Origin of the sequence: Sorangium sp. So ce834 (assembly GCF_051521425.1) — a bacterium.
GTDB lineage: Bacteria > Myxococcota_A > Polyangia > Polyangiales > Polyangiaceae > Sorangium > Sorangium cellulosum_D.
In genome coordinates, this window is sequence record NZ_CP150351.1 from 7847140 (window position 1) to 7868193 (window position 21054).

Consider the following 21054-nt stretch of genomic DNA (forward strand, 5'->3'; position numbering starts at 1 on the left):
CTCGGAATCACGAGCGGCTCATCCTCGGACAGCTGCTGCGCATCGCCGCGGAGGCGGTCGAGCCTGCCCAGGCGCCCTCGGATCGCCTTGACGTTAGCATGCTAGCATTCTACCATGCGTTCTACATGGCGGACGACGTGAAGCAGTTCAACGTGTATCTGCCGACCGAGCTGATTCGCGAGGTCAAGCATCACGCGGTCGACACGGAGCAGTCGCTCTCGGCGATCGTGGCCGCCGCGCTGCGCGCCTACCTCGACGAGCAGAGACGCAAGCGGAGGAAGCATGGAGACTGAGGGCATCGAAGGCCTGCTCATCGAGACCCACAACTGGGGCAAGACGGTCGCGTTCTGGCGGGGCCTCGGCTACGAGCTCGATTTCGAGACCGATCACCACTCGGGCCGCCTGCGCCACCCCCGCGGCGGCCCCTACATCTTCCTCGCGGAGCGGCCGAGCGACCGCGCGCTGCAGGTCCTGCCGGTGGTCGCCGTCGTCGACCCCGCGCGGTTCTCGCCGCCGAGCGCCGGCGCCGTCCTTCGCCCGTTCGAACCGCAGCATTGGCCCGTGCTCGAGATGCTGCTCGCCGATCCCGACGGTCGTCCGATCAGCGTGCAAGCGCCGCTCGAGGCGGCGGAGTAGACGAGAGGAACATCATGCCTGACAAGCCGATGACGGGAGCAGATGCCACGGCGGTGCGTGTGGCCCTGTGGCGAGCCATCCACGTCCAGAACGACGCGCCGCCGCACGTCCTCGAAGACGACGTTGGCCTGAAGCTGGCGGCCCCGGACGACGGCTGGCGCCAGCGTCCGGACATGAACCCAGGAGCCACGAGCCGCTTCCGGGCCTCCATCGTGGCCCGCGCTCGCTTCATCGAGGACCTCGTCGTGGAGCAGGCTGGCCGCGGCGTCGGCCAGTACGTCATCCTCGGCGCCGGCCTCGACACGTTCGCCCAGCGCCGGCCGGAGATCGCCTCTCGACTCCGGGTCTTCGAGGTCGACCGGCCTGGCCCTCAGGCCTGGAAGCGCCAGCGCCTCATCGAGCTCGGCTTCGGCGTCCCGGACTGGCTGCGGCTCGTGCCGGTCGACTTCGAGGCGGGCTCCTCCCTCTGGGAGCAGCTGGCGAGCGCCGGCTTCGACGCGTCCCAGCCGGCGATCGTGGCGTCCGCCGGCGTCAGCATGTACCTCACCAGGGACGCGAACCTCGCCTCGCTGCGCCAGGTCGCGGCGCTCGCCCCGGGCTCCACGCTGGCCCTGACGTTCATGCTGCCCCTCGAGCTCGTCGAGCCCGAGGTGCGCCCCGCCACCGAGTGGGCGCACAAGGGAGCGCGAGCGGCCGGCACGCCCTTCCTCAGCTTCTTCACGCCGCCCGAGATCCTGGCGCTCGCGCGCGACGCCGGCTTCAAGGACGCGCAGCACGTATCGGCGGCCAGCCTCGCCCAGCGCTACTTCGCCGGGAGGGCCGACGGCCTCCGCCCCGTGAACGGCGAGGAGCTGCTCGTCGCGACGACGTAGCTCCGCCGACGCGGCCCGGCCCGGCGCATCCAGAAGATACACCAGGTGGAGTGGGGCTTCTCCAACCGGATGGTCGAGCTCGCTCAGCTCGTGGCGGCGGAGCTCCGAGGAGCGCCTCGGCGGTAGCGACGATCGCTCTTCCTCGGTAAGCTTCGCGCCAATCCGGTCCACAAGGAGGCTACTCCCGATGAAGAAGATCGACATCTCTCAGGCCCCGACGCGCCTTGGCACCGCGTATCCGACGCCGTACGACGCCCCGTGCCGCGAGCGGGCGCGGTGGCGGCTCGGCAAGGCGGCGGGGCTGACGCAGTTCGGCGTCAACCTGCTTCGCCTGCCGCCCGGCCAGTGGTCGAGCCAGCGTCACTGGCACCATTCAGAAGACGAGTTCGTCATGGTGCTGGAAGGCGAGGTGGTGCTGGTCACGGACGGGGGCGAAGAGGTGCTGCGCGCGGGCGACTGCGCCGGGTTCCGCGCGGGCGATCCCGACGGACACCACCTCCAGAACCGCTCGGATCGCGAGGCCGTGCTGCTGGAGATCGGCTCGAGCATCCCCGGCGATGTGGCCGAGTACCCCGATATCGACCTGCGAGCCCTGCCCGACGGCTATGTCCGCAAGGATGGGACGCCGTATGGCGCCCAGCGGGTACGCTGACACAGCGCGATGCTCGGGATACCGGTGCCCTGACGAGACGAGCCCCAGGGGATCGCCGCTGCCTGGGACACTTCGCCACACCCAGCGACCATCGCAGCCTCGGTGCGCGTCCTGGATACATGAATATCTCCAGCCATCGCAGCTCGTGATCAAAGGCCCGTTTTCCGGGCATACTCCCCGATGCGCGGGGCTACCCGCTCCGCGCGTAAAACACTGACGTAAGATTCTTACTTGAGCATCTTTGCCGATTACCTTGCGGCTCACCTGGCCGCTCCAAGGAGAAATTTATGCGTCTTACCAGCTTGCTGGGCTACGGTTCGGTCTCGATCGCCTGCTTCCTTTTCGCTTGTGGCGGGGACCCGTACGGCGAGGGCGATGAGATGGAATCGCTGGAGGGCGAACTCCGCAGCGCGGACTCCTCGATAGAGGCGAACATCGCGCTCCAGTCGCAGTGGTCGACGGGGTACTGCGCGAACGTGACCTTGACGAACGTGACGAACACGACGACCAACCGAACGACCACCACCGCCTGGGGCATGACCATCGCGCTCAACGGCTCCACGGTGACCAACGCGTGGGGCGCGCGCACGACGCCGTCGGGCGGGCAGCTCGTCGCCACGAACGAGCGCTACAACGGCACGCTGGCCCCGGGAGCGACGACGAACTGGGGCTTCTGCGCGAACGGCACCGGCACGCCGTCGCTCGTGTCCGTCACCGCCAGCGGGAACGGCGGCTCGACGTCGGCGAGCTCCAGCAGCAGCAGCAGCAGCGCTTCGAGCAGCAGCTCCTCGGCCAGCTCCGGCGCGGGCGGCGCGGGGGGCGCCGGCGGCGCGGGCGGCGCGGGGGGCTCCGGCGGCGCGGGGGGCGGCGGCGGCGGTACCCCGGGCGGGAGCTCGGGGCTCCCGGTCCCGCCTGGCGGCGGCGTGCCCAGGCCGTCCGGCTCGCCCGGGAACCTGGTCGTGCTCAACTGGGCGGGCTTCCAGGGCGCCGTCTCGTACACCTTCGACGACTCGAACTCGAGCCAGATCCAGAACTACGACCAGCTGAACGCGCTCGACGTGCCGTTCACCTTCTATCTCCAGACCGGCAAGAGCGAATCGAACAACCCGGTGTGGCAGCGGGCGGTGGCGGACGGGCACGAGCTCGGCAATCACACGAAGAGCCACTCGAGCAACGACAGCGGCGCCGACACGGACGCGGCCACGCAGTTCATCGAGAGCAAGTTCGGCGTCAAGGTGTGGACGATGGCGGCCCCGAACGGCTCGTCGGTGTACGGGAACATCGCTCGGACGCGCTTCCTCATCAATCGCGGCGTGGCCAACGCCCTGATCGGCCCGAACGACTCGACCGATCCGTTCAACCTGCCGTGCTACATCCCCCCGACCGGAGCCTCCACGGCGATGTTCGACGATCAGGTCACGAGCGCGCGGTCCGCCAACAAGTGGCGCACCGTGCTCGTGCACGGCTTCACCGGCGGCAGCGACGGAGCCTATCAGCCCGTCCAGCTCCGGGCCTTCCTCGATCACGTCCAGCACACCAAGGCGCTCGGCGACGTGTGGATCGACAGCGTGGTCAACATCGGCGCCTACTGGCGCGGCCAGAAGACGCTGTCCTCGGTCACGCCCACGACGTCGGGCAGCGACAGGACGTGGCGATGGACGCTGCCGGCCCACTTCCCGCCGGGCAAGTACCTGCGCGTCAAGGTGAGCGGCGGAACGCTCAAGCAGGGCGGCCGCACGCTCCAGTGGAACGATCACGGCTACTACGAAATCGCGCTCGACGAGGGCTCGCTCACCCTGTCGCCGTAGCGGGAGGGAGAAGCACACCGCGCGCCGCTGGCCGCGCGCGACGGTGACGGGGCGCGGCCAGCGGGCTCACCCGCCCGCCGCGCGCGGCAGGTCCGGCAGCGGCGCCGCGCGCGACGGCGACGGGGCGCGGGGGTCCGCCGGCACGCCGAAGGCGGCGAGGGTGAATACAGGCATGATGGCGCCGAACACGCCGAGCCCCATGAACGCCGCGATCCCGAGGTGCAGGAGGGCCGTGGCCACGATGACGGCGCGCCGGGTGAGCCGCGGCCAGATGAGGAATGCGTAGCCGATCTCCACGCCGAGCACCGCCCACCCCGCGGCCTGCGCGATCCACGGGTGCCAGGCCAGCCAGGAGAAATCGAGCTGGCGGTACTCCGGGAGCATGACCGAGCGCCAGATCGCCTCGCCGTTCCACCACGACGGGCCCGACGCCTTCTCCAGCCCGCTGGCCAGGTACGCGATGCAGAGGTGCAGCTGGACGACGCGCAGCCCGAGCCGCGCGGCCGGCGTCGGCTCGGCGGCCGCGCCGCTCGGCCCGCGCAGCCATCGATCGATGGACAGCGCGGCGCCCGACGGGACCCAGACGAGATAGAAGAGAAAGATGTTGGCGAAGATATCCGCTCCATAAACGGTGGCGTCCGCCGTCACCATCAGCATCCTGTGGGTGATCCACGCGAGCAGGGCGGAGGTCCTCGTCCGGAACCCGCAGAGCAGCGAGGCGAGGGAGAGCACGTAGACGGCTCCGACGCCTCCGAGGAGCGATGTCTCGCCGACCCCGAGCGCGCCGAGCCGCCCGGCCAGCCAGCCGATCCCCGGCAGCTCGATCTGGGCGAACGCCTCCCGCAGCGGGCCCTGGAGGATGCCCGCTGGACCGTAGAGCTCGAAGAGCGCGGGGGCGACGAGCGCCGCCTGGACGAGGAGCACGGTCGCGAGGCCGATGCGGAGCGCCGCGAGGGGCTCCGCGGACGCAGGGGCGAGCGCGAAGCGCTCGACGCGCGAGGCGGCGCGGGAGAGCCCCGCGCTGCAGGAGATCCAGATCGGCCCGATCACGGCTCACCGCCGTTTCGCTGCCGGGCGGCCGGACCTCTGGACTGCTGGACGAGCTTCGCCTGATAGAGGAGGTTCCACGCGGGCCGGCGGCCCTCGCGGTACTCCTGCATCGAGGGCAGATCGCAGATCTCCAGCCGGACGACCACGCTCTCGGCCCCCGGGTGCCTCGCGAACATCTTGCCCGCCCACGACGCGACGAGCGACCGCCGCAGCGCCTCGTCCTCCGCCTGCAAGAACAGCGAGAGGATGCTCCGGACGCGGAGATCCGCCTCGTGGTTGGCTCCGGACTCCAGCACGTCGGCGTGGGCCGCGCCGCTCGCGTCCGTGACCTGGAACCTGGCCCAGGGCAGCGCGCTGACCGCGGGAGCGAAGAAGTTGTAGCCGCTGTCGGCGCCGGAGAGCGCGCCATGATAGGCGATCACCCCGCCGAGCCGCCCCGCCCTCCGCGGATCGACGTGGAGCGCCCCGAGGACGACGCAGCCGAGGTGCGCCGCGGCGGCGACCACGATCAGGGCGGTGCGCCCGCGACTCCGTGCTCTTCCACCCATGAGGGTCCCTTCCGATTTCACGCGCCAGGAGGCCCTGTGCGGCCGCGCGGCGCCGAGGCGCCGAGGCTGGGCCTCGGCGCCTCAGCCTTGCGAGCAGCGCGCCATCAGCGAGCGTGGGGGAGGCTCACCGCGGGCGTGGGAATGTCCCCTCCCGGAGCCGCATCACCCCCCGAGGAGAGCGAGCGCCACGGCCGATGCCACCCGAACGGCTGGAAACCCGGCCGGTAGCCGTACGGCCGGTAGCCGTAACCGCCGTACGGCCGGTAGCCGTAGACGCCATACGGCCGGAAGCCGTAACCGCCGTACGGCCGGTAGCCGTAGACGCCGTACGGCCGGTAGCCGTAAGCGCTGTACGGCCGGTAGCCGTAAAGTCCGTACGGCCGGTAGCCGTAAGCGCTGTACGGCCGGTAGCCATAAAGGCCGTACGGCCGGTAAGCACTATACGGTGCGAAGGCGATGCGGGGCTCGCCGAGATCCGGGCTCGCCGTCTCCTCGACGATCACGAGATCCTGGATCGGTGTCGTGGTCTCCGCTGCTGCGAGATGTGTCGTGCCGAGGGCGACGCCGGACAGGGCCAGCGCACCGAGCGCTTTCACCAGCTTCATCATGGACTCCTTTGCAATGCGAGCGGCTTGATGGGCATCCCCCCATCCAGGCTGCGTCCATGATGATGCAAGCGTGAGGCCCGTTCGCGGCGTAGCGCCGGCGCTCCGCGCCGCGGCGTCGACGCTCGACGACGCCGGCGCCGCGCGGGGCGCCCCGGCCGGCGGAGGCTCGAGTGTGCAAGCGGCGGTCAGCGCCCGGCGCTCGCGGCTCCGGCGTGCACGATCGCGGGTGTCGGGCTCGCGGCGACCGCGCCCCGCTCGGCTCAGGGGATGATCAGGACATCCGACAGATCATCGACGATCCTGCCCGCGTCGCCGACCTCGAGGTTGACGAGCACGGTGATAGAAGCGTCGCTGTCGATCGCGTAATAGGACGAGGACGTGAAGCCCCAGATACCGCCGTCATGCCCGACCTGGGCGCCGAGCCGGGATTCACGGCGGGACAGCCCGAGCCCGTATCCGGTGACCTCGCCCAGGCTCGCGTCCACCCACGTGGTCATCTCCGCGAGCTCGGCGGGGCCGAGCAGCTCGCCGCCGAGCACCTTGCGGTAGAAGCGCGTGAGGTCATCGGTCGTCGAGACCAGGGCGCCCGCCGTGCCGGCCGCCGACGGATCCGCCGCGGAGGTCGTGTCGACGAGCTTCCCCCGGTCGACCCCGTAGCCGTGCACGAGGCCCGGCACGGCCGCCTCGGCGCCGTCGAGGTAGGTGTGCGCGAGCCCAGCCGGCTCCAGGATCCGGGCGCGGAGCAGCTCGCCGACGGGCTCTCCCGACGCGGCTTCGAGGATCAGACCGGCGATGATGTAGTTCGTGTTGGAGTACGCGAAGCCCTCCCCAGGCTCGAAATACGGCGGCTGCGACGCGGCGATCTCGACGAGCTCCCGGGGCGCCCACGCGCGCTCCGGCTCGGAGAGGGCCGCGGACCAGAACGCGTCGCTCTGCGTGAAGTCGTAGAGCCCGCTCGTGTGGTTCAGGATCTGCCGGACGGAGATCTTGTCGCCGCCGGGGACGCCCTCCACGTGCTCGGAGACGGCACCGTCGAGCGACAGGCGGCCTTCGGCGCGCAGCATCAGCGCCAGCGTGGCCATGAAGGTCTTTGTGATGCTTCCTACCCGGAAGAGATCATCGGGCCGCAGGGGGACCTTCGCCTCTGCGTCGGCCACCCCGGAGGCGCCGCGCCAGCGGCACGCCCCGAGGCTCACGGCGGCGGCCGCGCCGGGGAGCCGCTGGTCCTCCACGGCCGCGTCGAGCGCGGCCTGGAGCTCGGCCGAGAGCGCGTCGCAATCGACGCTCGCCCCGCCGCCCGCGCCTCCGGCGCCGGCGGTGCCTGCGTCACCGCTCTCGATTCCACCGCTCCCGCCGCCCTCACCGTTCGAGCTGGCCTCTGGCTGCAACGGCGCGGGCGAGGAGCTGCCGCACCCGGCGAGCAGAACGACCCCAGCGCAGGCGAACAAAGCGGTCCGCCGAAGAACACGGCTCATCGATCCGATCTCCACGATTCCCCTGAGAAGCTCACTGCTGCGCTCCGCCGCGCCGCTCCCGAGAGCGCCTCGAGGCGGCCCTGCGGAGGGCGCGCATCAAGGCGCAGTTGGTCCGAGCGTGTCAACCCGCGCGAGCAACAGCGGTGCTCTCCCCGACACGATGACAGCAAAGCCAGACGCGAGCGGCTTCGCCGCGGTAGGCCGCACCACCTCAGGGCCCGCGATCAGGGCCGCCTACGGAGCCGCGGCCCATTCGGACAACCCACGGCGGACGCGCTCGAGATAACCGCTCTCGCGCACGACCTCCTGGTATCCAGGCACCGCGCCGGCCCACGCCCGCATGCGCACGTTCGGCGTATCGGTGAGGTACATCGTGGGGATCCCCATGAGCGCGGGGCCATCCATGCCTGCGGTCGTGACGCCGACCTGGCCGGCGAGGCCGTGCGCTCGCTTCAGGTGCTCGAAGAACTGCAGCTGCGCCCGACGCATATCGAGCTGCCGAAAGGTGGGGTCCTTCCAGAAGAGGGTCATATCGACCGCGCCCTCGGGGACGCGTCCGTCGCGAAGGGCGTCGCCGGTCAACACGGGCACGAGCCCCGCGCGTCGAACCAGGTCCGTCAGCTCCAGGAGCTCGGCGAGCGTCGTGTTTCGGTGCGGGTGGTGGACACACTCGCGGATCCAGAGCAGCACCTTCTTCCGGGTTGGCCCTCCGGCCCGCGCCCCCGCGAGCCTGCGATCGACCCAGCCGGCCACGGCCTCCGGGATCGGCGCGCCCCCGAGGAACGCCGCGCGGAGCCTCCGCTGGGCGGAGGACGGATCGGCCTCGAAGGCGCGCGCGACGATCTCCGTCGTCTGCTTCATCGCGCGCGGGCGCGAGCGGTACGCCTGCAGGCGATCGCTCAGGCCCGCATCGCGAAGAAACGCCTCGGCTTGCGGTGTTCCGGCCTTGCCTGGCTCGATTTGAACGGCCGCGCCCGCGAGGACGGCGGCCGCGGCGACGTGCCACCCCTCGCCGAACGAGAAGCCGTTGTCCGTGTGGAACGTGTACGCGTGGTTTCGCTCCTCGACGATCCTGCGCGCCGCGCGGGCGGCGACCTCGGCCTTGTGCGCTGCCGCGCGCGCCGCGCGGGCGGCTTTCGAGCGAGGCGCGCCGGCCTCGAGCTCCGCGGCGCAGGCCGCGGCCGCGCGGGCCGCCGCCTCTGCGCCGGTCACGATCGCCTCCACGCGCCGCCAGCCGTCGTCGCACGCTTCGCGCGTCGGCGCGCGCTGCGCGCTGAGCGAGAGCTGGCCCGCGCCGTGGAGCGCGTCCTCGGCGCGCGCCGCGTGGGCCCTCGCCAGCGTCGAACGGGCGCCCATCCCCGTCGCGAGGGTCCGCTCTCCTCCAGCGGCGAGCTCCTGTCCCTCGGGCGCGGCGCGCTCCTGCTCGGCGGCGGCCAGCGCGCACTCCTGCTCGGCGGCGGCCAGCGCGCGCTCCGCCTGCTCGATCGCGCGCTCCAGCAGGCGTCGGTAGCGCTCGCGCTCCCCCGGCGCGTGCAGCGTGGTCGCCAGGGCGAGCGCGGCGTCGAGGTTCTCGGCGGCGTCGCGCTCGAGGTGCTGCGCGGCGAGCGCCTCGGCGACGGCCACCCCGGTGCACACCGGCTCGGATCCCTCGGTCCCCATGACCTGCGCCTTCTATCCCAGCGGACGACATGTCCGCTATGGTGGAAACACCATGACCTCCTCGCTGGTGCAAGCGACCGCCCTCGAGCTCCTCGCCCTCTACCGCGCCCGGAGCGCCTCGCCGGTCGAGGTGCTGCGGGCCGTCCTCGCGCAGGTGGAGCGCCACGGCGCGCCGCTCAACGCGTTCGCGCTGCTCGACGAGGAGCGCGCCCTCGACGCCGCGCGCGCGTCGGAGGCGCGGTGGGTCCGCGGCGCGCCGGCGGGGCGGCTCGACGGGGTGCCCGTCTCGGTGAAGGACCTCTTGCTCACGGCCGGCTGGCCGACCCGGCGCGGCTCGCGCACCGTGGACGCGAGCGGCCCCTGGACCGAGGACGCGCCCGCGGTCGCGCGCCTGCGCGAGCACGGGGCGGTGCTCTTCGGGAAGACGACGACCTCGGAGTTCGGCCTGAAGGGCGCCGGCGACAGCCCGCTGACCGGGATCACCCGCAACGCCTGGGACCCCCGGCGCACGCCGGGCGGCAGCAGCGCCGGGGCCGTCACCGCGGTGGCGGCGGGGTTCGGCCCGATCGCGGTGGGGACCGACGGCGGCGGCTCGATCCGCGTCCCCAGCGCGTTCTCCGGGGTGGTGGGGCTCAAGCCGACCTTCGGCCGCGTGCCGGCCCACCCGGCGAGCGTGGTCGGCGTGCCCCCGCACGTGGGGCCGATCGCGCGCGCGGTCGGCGACGCGGCGCTGCTCCTCGCGGTCCTCTCCGGTCCCGACGACCGCGACCCGTTCCGGGCCCCGCCGGCGCCCGGGGACGTGGCGGACGCGCTCGACGGCGCGCCCTCCGCGGGCGCGCTGCGGGGCGTGCGCATCGGCGTGAGCGCCACGCTCGGCGCCATCGAGCCGGCCGGCGAGACGCGGGCCCGCTTCGCCGCGGCGGCGGCGACCCTGCGGGAGCTCGGCGCCGAGGTGGAGGAGGTGGATCCCCCGCTCGCCGACGCGGCGAGCGTGCTGCGGACGCTCTTCGCCGCCCGCGCCGCGCACACCGTGCGGGAGCTCGGGCCGGAGCAGCGCGCGCTGCTCGATCCCGCGGTGCGGAGCGCGGCCGCCGAGGGAGAGGCGCTCGGCGCGGTGGCGTACCTCGAGGCCGAGCGGCGCCGCGCGGAGCTGGCCCTGGTCATGGCCGCGCTCCACCGCCGCTTCGACCTGCTCGTGACGCCCACCTCGGCCGGGGCGGCTCCCCTCGTCGAGGGCGGCGGCCCGCCCCCCGCGTCGTTCGCCGGCCCCTTCAGCCTGACGCGCCAGCCGGCCATCAGCGTGCCCATGGGCCTGACGAGCGCCGGCCTGCCGCTCGGGCTCCAGATCGTCGGGCGCCACTTCGAGGAGGCGCTGGTGCTGCGCGCCGCGCGCGCCTTCGAGGGCGCCGGCGTCCCGCTCCGGGCGCCGCCGCTGACAGGGCGCTGAGCGGGCGCGCGCGCCCGCCGACCCCGCAGACTACAGGCCGAAGCTCGCCTTGATCGCGTCGAACTCCGCGAAAGCGTCGCTGCTCGCCCTGGTCACGCCGCCCTGCGACGTGAAGAGGGACGAGCCCCAGGACCCGCTCTGCGTCGGCTCCCAGAAGAACGTCCCGAGCCCCCTGCCGTCCGGCAGATCGCGCATGATCTGATTGGCCTTCGTGCGTTCGGGGTTGTATTCCGCGATCGCGAACGACAGATCCGGGAATGTCCCGGCCAGGGTATTGAAGGTGTTCTGCCACACTGCGGGCTGCCCCTGAAATGCCGTATAGCAGGAGAGCCCGAGGACATCGAATGCGACGCCTCGCGTCTTGGCGCTGTTGACCCACCACGTGACGCCGTCGACGTCCTCGGTGTTCTCGACGTGCAGCATGATCTTGATGGTGTCGTCGACCTCCTTGACCCCGGCGATACCTGCCTTGAGCAGGGCGGCCAGGTTGTCCCAGTTCTGGTTCGACGCTCGCCCGGTGAGGCCGCTCGGATTGACGACCGACTCGTTGCCCCAGCAGTCCGTGTTGGCGGACGGCACGTGGATGAGCATCCCCGGCGTGATCTCGTTGCCGATCTGCACCATGTCCGGGCGCGCGCCCGCGCCGACGAGCGCCGCGACGACCTCCTTCGTGTAGTCCTTCAGGAGGCCCGCCATCTCGTCGATCGACCGGGCGTCCCGCCAGGCCTCGGGGATGATCTGTTTGCCGGGATCGGCCCAGGTGTCGCTGTAATGGAAGTCGAGCAGGAACCCCATGCCCGCGGCCTTGATCTGCTTGCCGAACTCGATCGTGTGGTCCTCGTCGCAATAGCTCTCTTTCTTCGCGCACGAGCCGCCGGTCCCGAACGCATAGCCGTAGGTGGTGCTCGGGTCCACGAACGTCCGGAGCCGGATGTAATTGAATCCATGGTTCTTCAGCAGCTCGAGCATCCCTTTTTCGTTGCCGTCCGTGTCCGTGTACCTCGCGCCATTGTCGACCGCCTCTTGGACGCTGGAGATATCGGCGCCCAGGATGAAGCTCGGCTCGAACGCCGGCATGCCGCCGGCTCCCCCCGTTCCGGCGCCGCCCACGCCCACCGACGTGGAAGAGGACGAGGACGCGCTCGTCGCGACGGACGCGCCTCCCCCGCTCGAGCTCCCGGACGTCGCGCTGCTGCCGCCTCCCCCCGTGACGGATCCCCCCTGACCGGCGCTGCTGGCATCGTCTCCACCCGAGCTTGGCTCTGTGCAGTGACAGAGAAAAATTGGCATGGAGAGTGCGATAAGCGCGGTACAGGAGGGTACGGCGGAGCGAAGTGTGGACATCATCCCACCATAGTACCTCCTCGCGGAGGCGGGCGTCGAGCGCGAGCTCTTCTGAGGCGGGAGGAGAAGGCGGCGGCGCGGGATCACCGGCTGAGCGGTCAGGAGCGCGCGCTCACGAGCCAGCAGGCGGCGGTGAAGCGGGCCGCGCCATCGCGGACGTACGGCTCGAAGGCAGCGCGAACCACCTCGGCCGCGCGGGCGCGCGTCGGCGCGTCCGCGTCCCGCAGCGCGAGGCCCACCGGTCCGAGCTTGATGCCGTAGGTGAGCAGGTCTTTCTCCGCGACGCCGGTGGGAACGTCGATCGGGCGAATGGCGACGTCGGTCCAGCCGCTCGCGTCCAGGATCCGCTGCACGCGGTCTCTGTCCGCGAAGGCGAACGGGCCGGGCGCGTCGGGGCGCGGGGCGGGCAGGTCTGGCAAGAGCGGCGCGGCGGCGCGGGCGGCCTCGGTCATGAACGGGTTCTCGGCGGGGCTGCGCCAGGCCACGAACGAGAGCCGGGCGTCGCGCCGCGCGGCGCGCCGGAGATTGGTGAACGCCGCCGCGGGGTCGGCGAAGAACATCACGCCGAAGCGCGAGATCACCGCGTCGAAACGGTCGGGCTCGAAGCGATGGGCCTGCGCGTCGGCCTGGACGAAGGCGGCGGACGCCAGGCCCTCGGCGGCGGCGCGCGCCTTGGCGGCCGCCACGAGCGGCCCGGAGATATCGACGCCGAGACAGAGGCCCTTCGGCCCGAGGCGCCGCGCCATCGCGAGGGCCGTGGCGCCCGCGCCGCAGCCGACGTCGAGCACGCGGCCGCCCTCGCCGGGGAAGGCTTCCTTGAGGAGCGGCGCCCCGAGCGGCGCCAGCATGGCGTCGAGCACTTCCTGCATCTCCACCCAGATGGGCCCGCCGGCGTCGTTCCACAGGGCGGCCTGGTCGCGATTCGACGGATCGGCTTCGGACATCGGAGTCTCCTTTCGCTTGCGATGGGCAATCACGCCCCGTAGTCTGCAACCTCAAGTCGACTTGAGGTCAAGGGTGAAAGATCAAGATCTGGACATCACCGAGGTCGCCCGGCGCTCCGGCATGCCCGCCTCGACCCTGCGGTACTACGAAGAGAAGGGGCTCATCGCTTCCACCGGGCGGCGGGGCTTGCGGCGCCTGTTCGCCCCCGGGGTGCTGGAGCGCCTCTCGCTGATCGCGCTCGGCCAGGTGGCGGGGTTCTCGCTGGACGAGATCGCCGAGATGTTCGCGCCCGACGGTGGGCTGCGCATCCAGCGCGAGCGGCTGACGGCGAAGGCCGAGGAGCTGGACCGGACGATCCAGCGGCTGGTCGCCATGCGCGACGGCCTGCGCCACGCGGCGGCGTGCTCCGCGCCGAGCCACATGGAGTGCCCGCGCTTCCGCAGCATCGTGCGGCTCGCCGGGGCTGGTCGGCTCGAGCCGGCGGAGAGGAGAGCTCCGGGGAAGAGGCGGTCCGGGCAGCCGGCGGAGGCTCGCCACCGGTAGCACCAAACGCGCCCAGGCGATCTTTCTCTATCAGAGCGTCTGGGGTGTGCGTGCGCTCCCCCGCGCGAGCGCCGTCCGGCGGCTCGTGGGCCGGCGAGCTCGCCGCGTCGTCAGCGGGCCGGGTGCCTAGTCGGGGTCGGGCACCCCACGGGCGCGCCGCTCGCGGACCCGACCTTCATCCATGCTGAGTTGCACGATCAGGTAGATCCAGAGCGGGAAGAGCGTCCGCACGACGTCTATGATCCTTCCTAGCGAGGGAGAATGTGCGTCGTGGCAAACAACGGCCGGGGCTCCGAGCGCGACGCCACAGACCACGATGCCGATCGTCCTGAGTGGCTGGGGGACAATCATGACCGCTCCGCTAGAACGGGACGGCGCACAGGAGGCCCATGGCGACTCCGCCCCAGAGCCCGGTGTCGTCGCACTGCTGACGCGCCCTCGCGGTCCTGGCCCGCGGACTCACCGCGTAGCGCAACGTCAAGAGAGAGCCGCCAGCGTAAAGGCCGCACATCAGGAGGCAGATCGGGCCGATGGCCTGCTGGACTCCTCCGGTCGGCTCGTCGCCCTCGGAGACGGGCATGGCGTTCTCATCCTGCGCCGCGGCGTCATCGAGCACCGAGGTGCAGGGCACGTCCGCGTAGGCGCCCGGGTCGAGCGGGTCGAAGATGCGGACCGCCGCTTCGGGACGGTCGGCGCACGCCGCGGCGAGCTCGTGCCGCCCGGCCGCCACGATCTGCGGGATCGCGGGCTCCTCCGGGTCGAGGCTCAGCTCGAAGTGGCGCGTCGAAAGGCCGGCCTCCTCCGCTCCGCCCTTCTCTCCCGCCGCGCTCGGTTCGCCCGCTGCTCCGCAGGCCGGCGCTCCCATGAGCGCGGCCACGGCTACGGTGATCCCGGTGTGCACGTACCACCTCCACGCGACGCATTCCGTCGCGCGCGGGACTTTGCTGCCAGCGGCATGCCAGGGCCGCATGAACCAGCGCGCGCGTGAGCTCAGGGCAGGGTGAAGTCGTCGAGCTCGTCCCGTTGGCCGAGGCCATCGCGACCATCGCCAAGAACGAAGGGCGCGCCCCGAGCGCCGTCCTGCGGGAGATCGCCGCCACGGCGAAGGCTGAGGGCGGCGGGTAACCCGCCTCTCCACGTCTCCTTCGCCTTCATCGCTCCCGCCTCTCCCTCGTCCCGCGACAGCCACGTCCTGAACGCCTGCCGCCGGACGGGTGACGCGTTACGCGTCGGCCGGTTCTCACGTACCCATGGGGCTCGTCGAACGGAGGTGCGTGTGGGACGGATAGACGACATAGAGCGTAAGCTTCTGGAACAGGACCCACTCACAGAGGATGAAGCGAAAGCCGCGTCGTTGATGGATCGCATCATGGCGGACCGTCGGCAAGCGCGACGAGGCGAGCGCCGACGCGTTCATCGCGGACCTCCGTGCGCGGCTCGTCGTCATGCCGTCGCTCACCTCGGGCGGCTTCACGGCCTACCCGGGATCGAGCCTGCCCGCCCCGGCCGAACCGACCGGCCAGCTCGACCTGTTCTCCTGGCGCCCGAAGCCGCGGACCCCGATGCAGTCGTCGTTGTTCTGGGATCCGCCCACCGAGCCAACCAATGCATGACGGCGTCATTTCAGCCACCCAAAGTGGGGTCGTTTGGCGCGGACTGGGGTAATAACCCGACAGCGATACTCAACAGGTTGCGGCACCCGCCGGATCCGCCGAGGAGCAAGCTGGAAGAGCACGGAATGCAGCAAGAGGAGAGACCGCAAGGGCGCAAGAGGCGCAAGGAACAGAGATGGAATTGTATTCTTCTCTTCCCCCTGCGTCCCTTGCGCCCTTGCGGTCCTCTTCGCATGAATCGATTTTCGCCGAACGTAATCGGCGTTCCAGCACGCCAGGGAGGGCGCTCGGGAGCTCAGGGAGCCTGGGCGAGCGCCCGTTCGACGGCCTGCGCGTAGGGCATGGGCGTGAGCGGGATGATGGCGCGGATCGGCCCCACATCGCCCACGAGGTCGGCGTCCACGCCCAGCAGCAGGTCGGCGAAGGCGCCGCGGGGCAGGCCAGCCAGGCGCTCGAAGAGCCCGGCGAACGGCGCCAGCAGCCAGGGCAGGAGGTGCAGCTTCCACGGCGGGCGCCGGCCGAGCACGCGGGCCGCCACGTCGACCATCTCGTCGGTGGTGAACGCCTCGTCGCCGCCCAGCGCCCATCGCGATGGTCGGCCGGTTACGCCGCGAGCGTGGCCCCGCCACGGACGGCCTCGTCGACGAGCTCGAGCGTCACCTGTCGGTCTCCGGGTCCGTGTCGTCGTCCCTGTCCCCCCAGATGGCCTGGGCTTTTTCTTGAAGCACCAGGATGGCCGCCGCCTCGGCCAACGCCTTGTCCTTGCGCCGCAGCTGCCTCTCCAGCTCCCGAACGCGCCGCGACGGGGCCGAGCCATGCCCGGGCTTTGCCGGCCCGCCCAGCGCCTCCAGCGCGGCCTTGCGCCACTCGGCGATCTGCGCCTCGTGCAGCCCCTCGCGGCGGAGGAACTCGCCCAGCTCCCGCTCCGAGAGCGCGGCCGCCTCCGTCACCGCGCGCAGCTTCTGCTCCGGGGTCCAGTCCTCGGGGCGGCGCGCGGCGGCGGGGGCCGGAGGGGCGGAGCGGCGAGCATCGTCGGACATGGGCGCGAGGCTACGAGCATCGCGGAGCCAGCGCGAGAGCGTCATCTGGTGGTGGCTGTTTTTGCCTGAGTTGAGAGCGCCACGCCGACCGCTTCGACGGTGTCCCTACCAGTTGTCCGAAAACAGACAATCGTAAAGCGTGGCCTCTCCCAAGGAGCGGCTGTCGGTTGCCACGTCAGGTACGATGAGCTCTCCGACGAGTGGCGGCATACGTTCGTATCCCCAGGTTAGCTCGATGTCTCGTGCGATCCAAGCCGCGTACGGCTGCTCATCGGGCGACAGATCGAAACTGAGAATTCGACGTGTTGCCTCTAGCGACAGTGGTGGCTCAAGAAGTTTGGGTTTGACCAACCTGACCAGCTTGCCCACCCAGGCAGGTAGGACGTAATGCGTATCATGAACGAAGATGCTTACGTGGCAAGACGGCGTCGCGTTCAGCACCTTTCTCCTCTCAATTTCTTCGAAATCATCAACGACGCGCAAACCGTAAACAATGTAATAAGGAACCAAAAGACTCACCATGAACCCTATCACACGATCACGCTCACCCGGAAAACTCGCTCCGATAGAGAGGTAACCGGAGTAGCAGGCATCGTAGTTCCCCGTAGGAAGATGAATAGAACGATCAATCGAGACACGGCCCCGAAACTTACTATCGATCCGACGCAACATGCCTTGCCAACGATCACGATCGGCTCCGGCTCGACGACGGGCGTCCACCAGCCGGCCATATTCCTCTGTTCGCTTGTAGCGCGGGTCCTCACGCGAGACCCCACGCGGATAGTAGCGATACACCACCTCGATCAATTCTTCGTTCGAATGCCTCATGGCTTCGTAACCCTGGCACCACCAATGGCCTCGGGCATCCTTATCGTCATTTCATCCTTGAATTTGATACAGTAGATCCCCTGCGGCATGCGCAGGTTGGATTTCATTATCTTGCAACACGACATCCCCACTTGCGGACCAACAGCGACGCGCGGAGCGGTGCCAGCCCGGAGCCACCCGAGGCTTACACCGGCGCTCAGTTCGGATGCCGCAGCCTGCGTCGAAACAACAAGGATCGAGAGGATCAATCTCGCCGCGCATAGGACCCGTCGCGCTGTTGTTCTCACCGCCTTCTCCCCCCATGATTCGTTTTGGTCAGACTTTCATTGATGCTCCCGGTCCAATCATGTACAAGACGGAAGCTTGACAAATTCGAGCCGAGGGCGCGAGAAGGCGAACCATTCTTCTGACCATGGGATTCATCGTCAAACAGAAATAGGAGGGAAACGCCACGGTTGACCTGGGTCAAACCGTCCAGGGCAGGCAGCGTAGCGGCGATGATGTCACGTAACCGCCCGACGGGCGCCACCTTGCGCCGTCGGGTTCCCGCGGACATGATCGGCCGTTCGCCGGTGCGGGCCGAGCGCGCGCGCTGACTGGCGGTGAGCTCGCCGCGGAGGGGCCCCTGGGCGCAGCCGCGGCCGTCCGCGGACAGACGCGACCGTTTCGCCGAGCGCAGCGGACGCCGGCTCTCGCGCTCCGCCGTTCCGTTCGACACGTTGTCTAGACGGGTGATCGCGTGGCGCGTCGGGCGTCGCGGCCAGGAGACGACAGACGCCTTCATGGCCGATGTCCGCGCCAGGCTGCTCGTGATGCCGCAGATCACGAGTGATGGTTCGCGCCGCACATCTCTACCGTGGGCGCGCAGTTCGGCCCGAGCGTCGACTTCATGCAAACGGCTGTGCTGGGTGGTCAATACGCTCCGCGTGACCCCGGCGATGCAGGCCGGCATCACCGACCGCGTGTGGACCGTGGACGAGCTCGCGGAGGCGCAGCTGACCGAGCCGGCCAGCGAGGCCCCGAAGGCACAGCCGCTCCGTCATCGCGAGCCCTGGGCGCCAGCGCGCAAGCTTCCGAGCGGCAGGGGCTTCCTGCGCCTCGTGACGGAGCCGACGCCCGCGCAGCGGCGTCCACAGCGCGCTCCGGAACCCCCGCCGTCGGCGCCTCCGGTCCAGGCTGCTCCGCCGCCTCCTCCGGTGGCGCCGGCCGGTCCGGTCCAGCTCAACCTGTTCTCCTGGAAGCCCGGCCCGACGGACACGCCGGGGGGGGTAGGAGAGCGCTCTGCTTTGCGCTGCGGAGGGCTTCCGACCCCGCCCGAGCGCTCTGCATTGCGCTCCGGAGGGGTCCGGACCCCCCTTCTGGCACAAGATCACGCGGTTTTGCGGGGGTTTTGGCACAAAATCTCGCTTTACAATGCGTTTTCTGGCACAATCCTGCCCAGAAAGACGCTCCGCGGAGCGATCTCGAGGGGTCCGGACCCCGGTGTGTCGCAATGCATTGCGTTTGTGCCGGTGCCGGACCCCCCTCACCTGGCACATGCCAAGGCGGCTTGGCACAGATCGTACGGGGCGTGGGGAGCTCGCTCCGCCACGAGCGCGGCTCGCCCCGTCACGAGGCGCTGCGCGCTCGCGACGGGCAGAGGAGAACGGGCCCGGGCGCCGGGATGCTCGCCGCGCGGCGCCGGAGGCCGCCATCGGCGGATGCCGGGGGCATGCTCTCCGGGCGGGCGGTGACGGGTGGAGGACGGATCGGCGGGAGATCGGCGCGCCGCCGGCGGGCGCGCGCGGCGCGAGCGCGCCTCAGAGGTCGGCGGGCACCGGCTCGGCGATCGGCGCGTCGGCCGGAGGCGGCGCTGCCGCCTCGTCCTCGGGCTTGCCGTTCTTCCGCGCGCCCCGGCCGCTCTGCCCGACGCTCCAGCCTACGAGCGGCGCGAGCAGCTTGTCGGCGAGCTCCTGCGTCTCCGGCTCGTCGGGCTCCACCGCGCCCATCACCTTGATCACGTACGCGCGCAGCGCCTCGGTGAAGGCGTCGAGCGCCTCGCGCACGCTCGGCGGCGCCGCCGCGGACGCGGCCGCGGGCGCCGTGACGCCGAGCGCCTTGCCGTACGCGGCGTGCGCGGCCTCGAGGGCGGCGAGGAAGCGCTTGCCGCCGAGCGCCTCGATGCGGGCGTCGAGGCCGTTCTTGCGGATCCGCTGCAACCGCAGCTCGCTCTCGGACCATTCCAGGACGTACGTGAGCTGAAGGAACTTGAGGCCTCCGACGAAGATCGCCGACTTCAGCGAGCTCGCCTCCGCGACCTCGGGCGCGCCCGGCGGCAGCTTGGTGAACGCGGTCAGGAAGTCGTGGAGACCGCTCCAGCACCCGTCGAGGACACGGTCGCGCTGGACCGTATCCTCGCTCGCCTCCCCTCCCTCGGAGAGCGACACCTGATCGCGCAGCGCCGACGCGAGCTCGGCGTGGCTCGACGAGAGCGCGACGAGCGCCCGCGCGATGCCCTTCGCGAGCTGCCTCTTCACGGGCTTCGCCACCGTGACGAGCTGCTCGCCCAGCGCCATGGCCCCGACCGCGGTGAACCGGGGGACCTGGACAACTTCAGAAGCGGTGTATTTGCTCATGAGATCACCCTCGTCCGTGCAGGAGCGCGGGATTGCGCCGCTATGCCGGACGGGCCGGCGTCGTTTATTCATGAAGCGAAGAGAGGTGTCCAGAGCGAAGTGGATGATAAGATGAGTTATAGAAGAAGCTCGGGTGTCGAATTCCTGCCGTGCGTGGGGGCGCGCGGGGAAAGAGATTGGCGAGAAGAATGAGGGATGTTGAGGAGATAGCTGGGTTGGCACCGATCTGGCCAGGAGGGGCGCTGGAGGCGCGCTGTCCGGCCTGGGGAGGGCCCGTCGAAAGATTGCTTTCGTCGGGGGCGACGTTCTGGGGATGGTGATCGCGCCTGCTCGACGCACGGATCCGGCGGCGCAAGCTGAAGAAGCACGGCTCCCCGCCCGACACGACGGAGCAGGCGATCGAGACGGTGTTGAAGCAGGCCGAGCTGCTCGCGCTGGCGTGGGCGGCGTGAGCGATGGGCTCGGCCGCGGCAGAAGATCAGGCAAATTCGGATTCTCGCTGAGCGCCCTGGGCGGCACCGCGCTTGCCTTCTGCCATGGCGGTGCGCGCGGTCTCGCACGATTACCGCACCATTCTCGCAGGATTCCCGCACCACCCCGCACGATTCCCGCACGAGAGGAGCATTCGAATGGGCAGCAAGGCGAAGACGACGACCGCGGCCGCTCGGTCGATCGATGATGCATCCGAGCAGATCTTCCGGCAGGTCGAGCAGAGCGGCGCGCTGCCGCCGCACCTGGGGGCGCCCGAGGCCGTCGGCGCGGCGCTGTGCACGCTGTCGCGCCGGCTGAGCGGTGGAGAGGCGCGGGACCTCGCCTCGGCCCTGCCCTCGACGATCCAGGCGATCGTCCAGCCGTGCGCCACGCACCGCGACGAGGCTCCGGAGGTCTTCGGTCGTCGAGAGTTCCTCGAGACGCTCGCGGAGCACCTGCACATCGATACCGACCAGGCGAGCGCGGTGTCCCATGCGGTCTTCGCCGCCGTGGAGCGCGAGATCCCCATGAAGGAGGTCACGGACATCGAGAGCCAGCTCCCGGCCGATCTGAAGGACCTCTGGGGGCGCCACCGCTTCGCGGGCAGCTCCCACGTGGAGCGGCCGGCGGACACGTCGCTGGCCGAGCCTCCCCCGCGGGCGTCCGTGGACACGCCCGCGCCGGACCAGCCCCGCGACGACGTGGGCGCGGACGGCACGGCGGCGACCTCGTCCGGCGACGCCCCCGCCGTCCGGCGCGCGAGCTGACGGCGGAACGGAGGCGATCCGGGGAGCTGGACGGTCCAGCGGGACGAGCCAGCCCGGAAGACCGAGGTGAAGCGGCCGGCGAGGCGGCAGTCGAGGTCCGGCAGGCGCTCGGTGTCGATCCCGGCGTCCTGCT

The 21054-nt window shown here is 70.7% G+C and carries 23 protein-coding genes and 1 pseudogene; 11 read left to right on the forward strand and 13 right to left on the reverse strand.

Annotated features, from left to right (window positions below; genetic code table 11):
• Nucleotides 1–125: 125 nt before the first annotated feature.
• The 5 genes from WMF20_RS28260 (at nt 126) to WMF20_RS28280 (ending at nt 3968) form a co-directional block, all read left to right on the forward strand.
• The gene (locus tag WMF20_RS28260) at nt 126–293 is read left to right on the forward strand and encodes a ribbon-helix-helix protein, CopG family (protein WP_129581665.1); all 168 of its coding nucleotides are present in this window, start codon (nt 126–128) and stop codon (nt 291–293) included.
• Nucleotides 283–636: a VOC family protein gene (locus WMF20_RS28265; protein ID WP_437605039.1), complete on the forward strand. Its 354-nt coding sequence runs from the start codon at nt 283–285 to the stop codon at nt 634–636. Before WMF20_RS28260 ends, WMF20_RS28265 begins: the two co-directional genes overlap by 11 nt.
• A 14-nt stretch (nt 637–650) precedes the next feature.
• On the forward strand, nt 651–1508 hold the full coding sequence (locus WMF20_RS28270; RefSeq protein ID WP_437605040.1) for a class I SAM-dependent methyltransferase: 858 nt from the start codon (nt 651–653) through the stop codon (nt 1506–1508).
• Between the two features lie 187 nt (nt 1509–1695).
• Complete coding sequence (locus tag WMF20_RS28275; protein WP_129577363.1) at nt 1696–2160, forward strand: cupin domain-containing protein; 465 nt, start codon at nt 1696–1698, stop codon at nt 2158–2160.
• 287 nt (nt 2161–2447) lie between these two features.
• The gene (locus tag WMF20_RS28280; RefSeq protein ID WP_437605041.1) at nt 2448–3968 is read left to right on the forward strand and encodes a cellulose binding domain-containing protein; all 1521 of its coding nucleotides are present in this window, start codon (nt 2448–2450) and stop codon (nt 3966–3968) included.
• Nucleotides 3969–4034: 66 nt separating this feature from the next.
• Here WMF20_RS28280 and WMF20_RS28285 read toward each other — a convergent pair whose 3' ends face one another.
• From WMF20_RS28285 to WMF20_RS28305, 5 genes are all read right to left on the reverse strand, one after another.
• Nucleotides 4035–5018: an HTTM domain-containing protein gene (locus tag WMF20_RS28285; RefSeq protein WP_437605042.1), complete on the reverse strand. Its 984-nt coding sequence runs from the start codon at nt 5016–5018 to the stop codon at nt 4035–4037.
• Entirely contained in the window at nt 5015–5566 is a 552-nt protein-coding gene (locus WMF20_RS28290; RefSeq protein WP_437605043.1) for a hypothetical protein, read from the reverse strand. The genes WMF20_RS28285 and WMF20_RS28290 overlap by 4 nt, the downstream gene beginning before the upstream one ends.
• Before the next feature lie 104 nt (nt 5567–5670).
• Nucleotides 5671–6174, reverse strand: coding sequence for a hypothetical protein (locus WMF20_RS28295; protein ID WP_437605044.1), 504 nt, complete (start codon nt 6172–6174; stop codon nt 5671–5673).
• Between the two features lie 260 nt (nt 6175–6434).
• Nucleotides 6435–7649, reverse strand: coding sequence for a serine hydrolase domain-containing protein (locus tag WMF20_RS28300; protein WP_437605046.1), 1215 nt, complete (start codon nt 7647–7649; stop codon nt 6435–6437).
• 234 nt (nt 7650–7883) lie between these two features.
• On the reverse strand, nt 7884–9308 hold the full coding sequence (locus WMF20_RS28305; protein ID WP_437605047.1) for a hypothetical protein: 1425 nt from the start codon (nt 9306–9308) through the stop codon (nt 7884–7886).
• 52 nt (nt 9309–9360) lie between these two features.
• On the opposite strand from WMF20_RS28305, the gene WMF20_RS28310 reads away from it, so the two are divergent.
• A complete protein-coding gene (locus WMF20_RS28310; protein ID WP_437605048.1) occupies nt 9361–10755 on the forward strand; it encodes an amidase in 1395 nt (464 codons plus the stop codon).
• A gap of 30 nt (nt 10756–10785) precedes the next feature.
• Here the strand turns inward: WMF20_RS28310 and WMF20_RS28315 are convergent, their stop codons facing one another.
• Nucleotides 10786–11832: a glycosyl hydrolase 53 family protein gene (locus WMF20_RS28315; RefSeq protein WP_437605049.1), complete on the reverse strand. Its 1047-nt coding sequence runs from the start codon at nt 11830–11832 to the stop codon at nt 10786–10788.
• Between WMF20_RS28315 and WMF20_RS28320 the strand changes: the two genes are divergently transcribed.
• Nucleotides 11807–11980: a hypothetical protein gene (locus WMF20_RS28320; RefSeq protein ID WP_437605050.1), complete on the forward strand. Its 174-nt coding sequence runs from the start codon at nt 11807–11809 to the stop codon at nt 11978–11980. The genes WMF20_RS28315 and WMF20_RS28320 overlap by 26 nt on opposite strands.
• 217 nt (nt 11981–12197) lie before the next feature.
• Here WMF20_RS28320 and WMF20_RS28325 read toward each other — a convergent pair whose 3' ends face one another.
• Entirely contained in the window at nt 12198–13043 is an 846-nt protein-coding gene (locus tag WMF20_RS28325; RefSeq protein ID WP_437605051.1) for a class I SAM-dependent methyltransferase, read from the reverse strand.
• A 121-nt stretch (nt 13044–13164) separates the two neighbouring features.
• On the opposite strand from WMF20_RS28325, the gene WMF20_RS28330 reads away from it, so the two are divergent.
• Entirely contained in the window at nt 13165–13587 is a 423-nt protein-coding gene (locus WMF20_RS28330; RefSeq protein ID WP_437617177.1) for a helix-turn-helix domain-containing protein, read from the forward strand.
• A gap of 361 nt (nt 13588–13948) precedes the next feature.
• Here WMF20_RS28330 and WMF20_RS28335 read toward each other — a convergent pair whose 3' ends face one another.
• Nucleotides 13949–14488 carry a hypothetical protein gene (locus tag WMF20_RS28335; protein ID WP_437605052.1) on the reverse strand — a complete coding sequence of 180 codons (540 nt, stop codon included), beginning with the start codon at nt 14486–14488 and terminating at the stop codon, nt 13949–13951.
• An 83-nt stretch (nt 14489–14571) separates the two neighbouring features.
• On the opposite strand from WMF20_RS28335, the gene WMF20_RS28340 reads away from it, so the two are divergent.
• Entirely contained in the window at nt 14572–14712 is a 141-nt protein-coding gene (locus tag WMF20_RS28340; protein WP_437605053.1) for a hypothetical protein, read from the forward strand.
• Between the two features lie 320 nt (nt 14713–15032).
• On the forward strand, nt 15033–15200 hold the full coding sequence (locus tag WMF20_RS28345; protein WP_437605054.1) for a hypothetical protein: 168 nt from the start codon (nt 15033–15035) through the stop codon (nt 15198–15200).
• A 295-nt stretch (nt 15201–15495) separates the two neighbouring features.
• Here WMF20_RS28345 and WMF20_RS28350 read toward each other — a convergent pair whose 3' ends face one another.
• The 5 genes and pseudogenes from WMF20_RS28350 to WMF20_RS28370 form a co-directional block, all read right to left on the reverse strand.
• Nucleotides 15496–15747, reverse strand: coding sequence for a hypothetical protein (locus tag WMF20_RS28350; protein WP_437605055.1), 252 nt, complete (start codon nt 15745–15747; stop codon nt 15496–15498).
• A 142-nt stretch (nt 15748–15889) separates the two neighbouring features.
• Nucleotides 15890–16285 (reverse strand): annotated as a pseudogene (locus WMF20_RS28355) (transposase); the annotation flags it as partial.
• A gap of 60 nt (nt 16286–16345) precedes the next feature.
• Nucleotides 16346–17068: a hypothetical protein gene (locus WMF20_RS28360; RefSeq protein ID WP_437605056.1), complete on the reverse strand. Its 723-nt coding sequence runs from the start codon at nt 17066–17068 to the stop codon at nt 16346–16348.
• A gap of 283 nt (nt 17069–17351) precedes the next feature.
• On the reverse strand, nt 17352–17984 hold the full coding sequence (locus WMF20_RS28365) for a hypothetical protein (RefSeq protein ID WP_437605057.1): 633 nt from the start codon (nt 17982–17984) through the stop codon (nt 17352–17354).
• An 883-nt stretch (nt 17985–18867) separates the two neighbouring features.
• Complete coding sequence (locus WMF20_RS28370; RefSeq protein ID WP_437605058.1) at nt 18868–19683, reverse strand: hypothetical protein; 816 nt, start codon at nt 19681–19683, stop codon at nt 18868–18870.
• Nucleotides 19684–20312: 629 nt separating this feature from the next.
• Here WMF20_RS28370 and WMF20_RS28375 point away from each other — a divergent pair.
• Entirely contained in the window at nt 20313–20921 is a 609-nt protein-coding gene (locus WMF20_RS28375) for a DUF2267 domain-containing protein (RefSeq protein ID WP_437605060.1), read from the forward strand.
• The last annotated feature ends 133 nt before the right edge of the window (nt 20922–21054 follow it).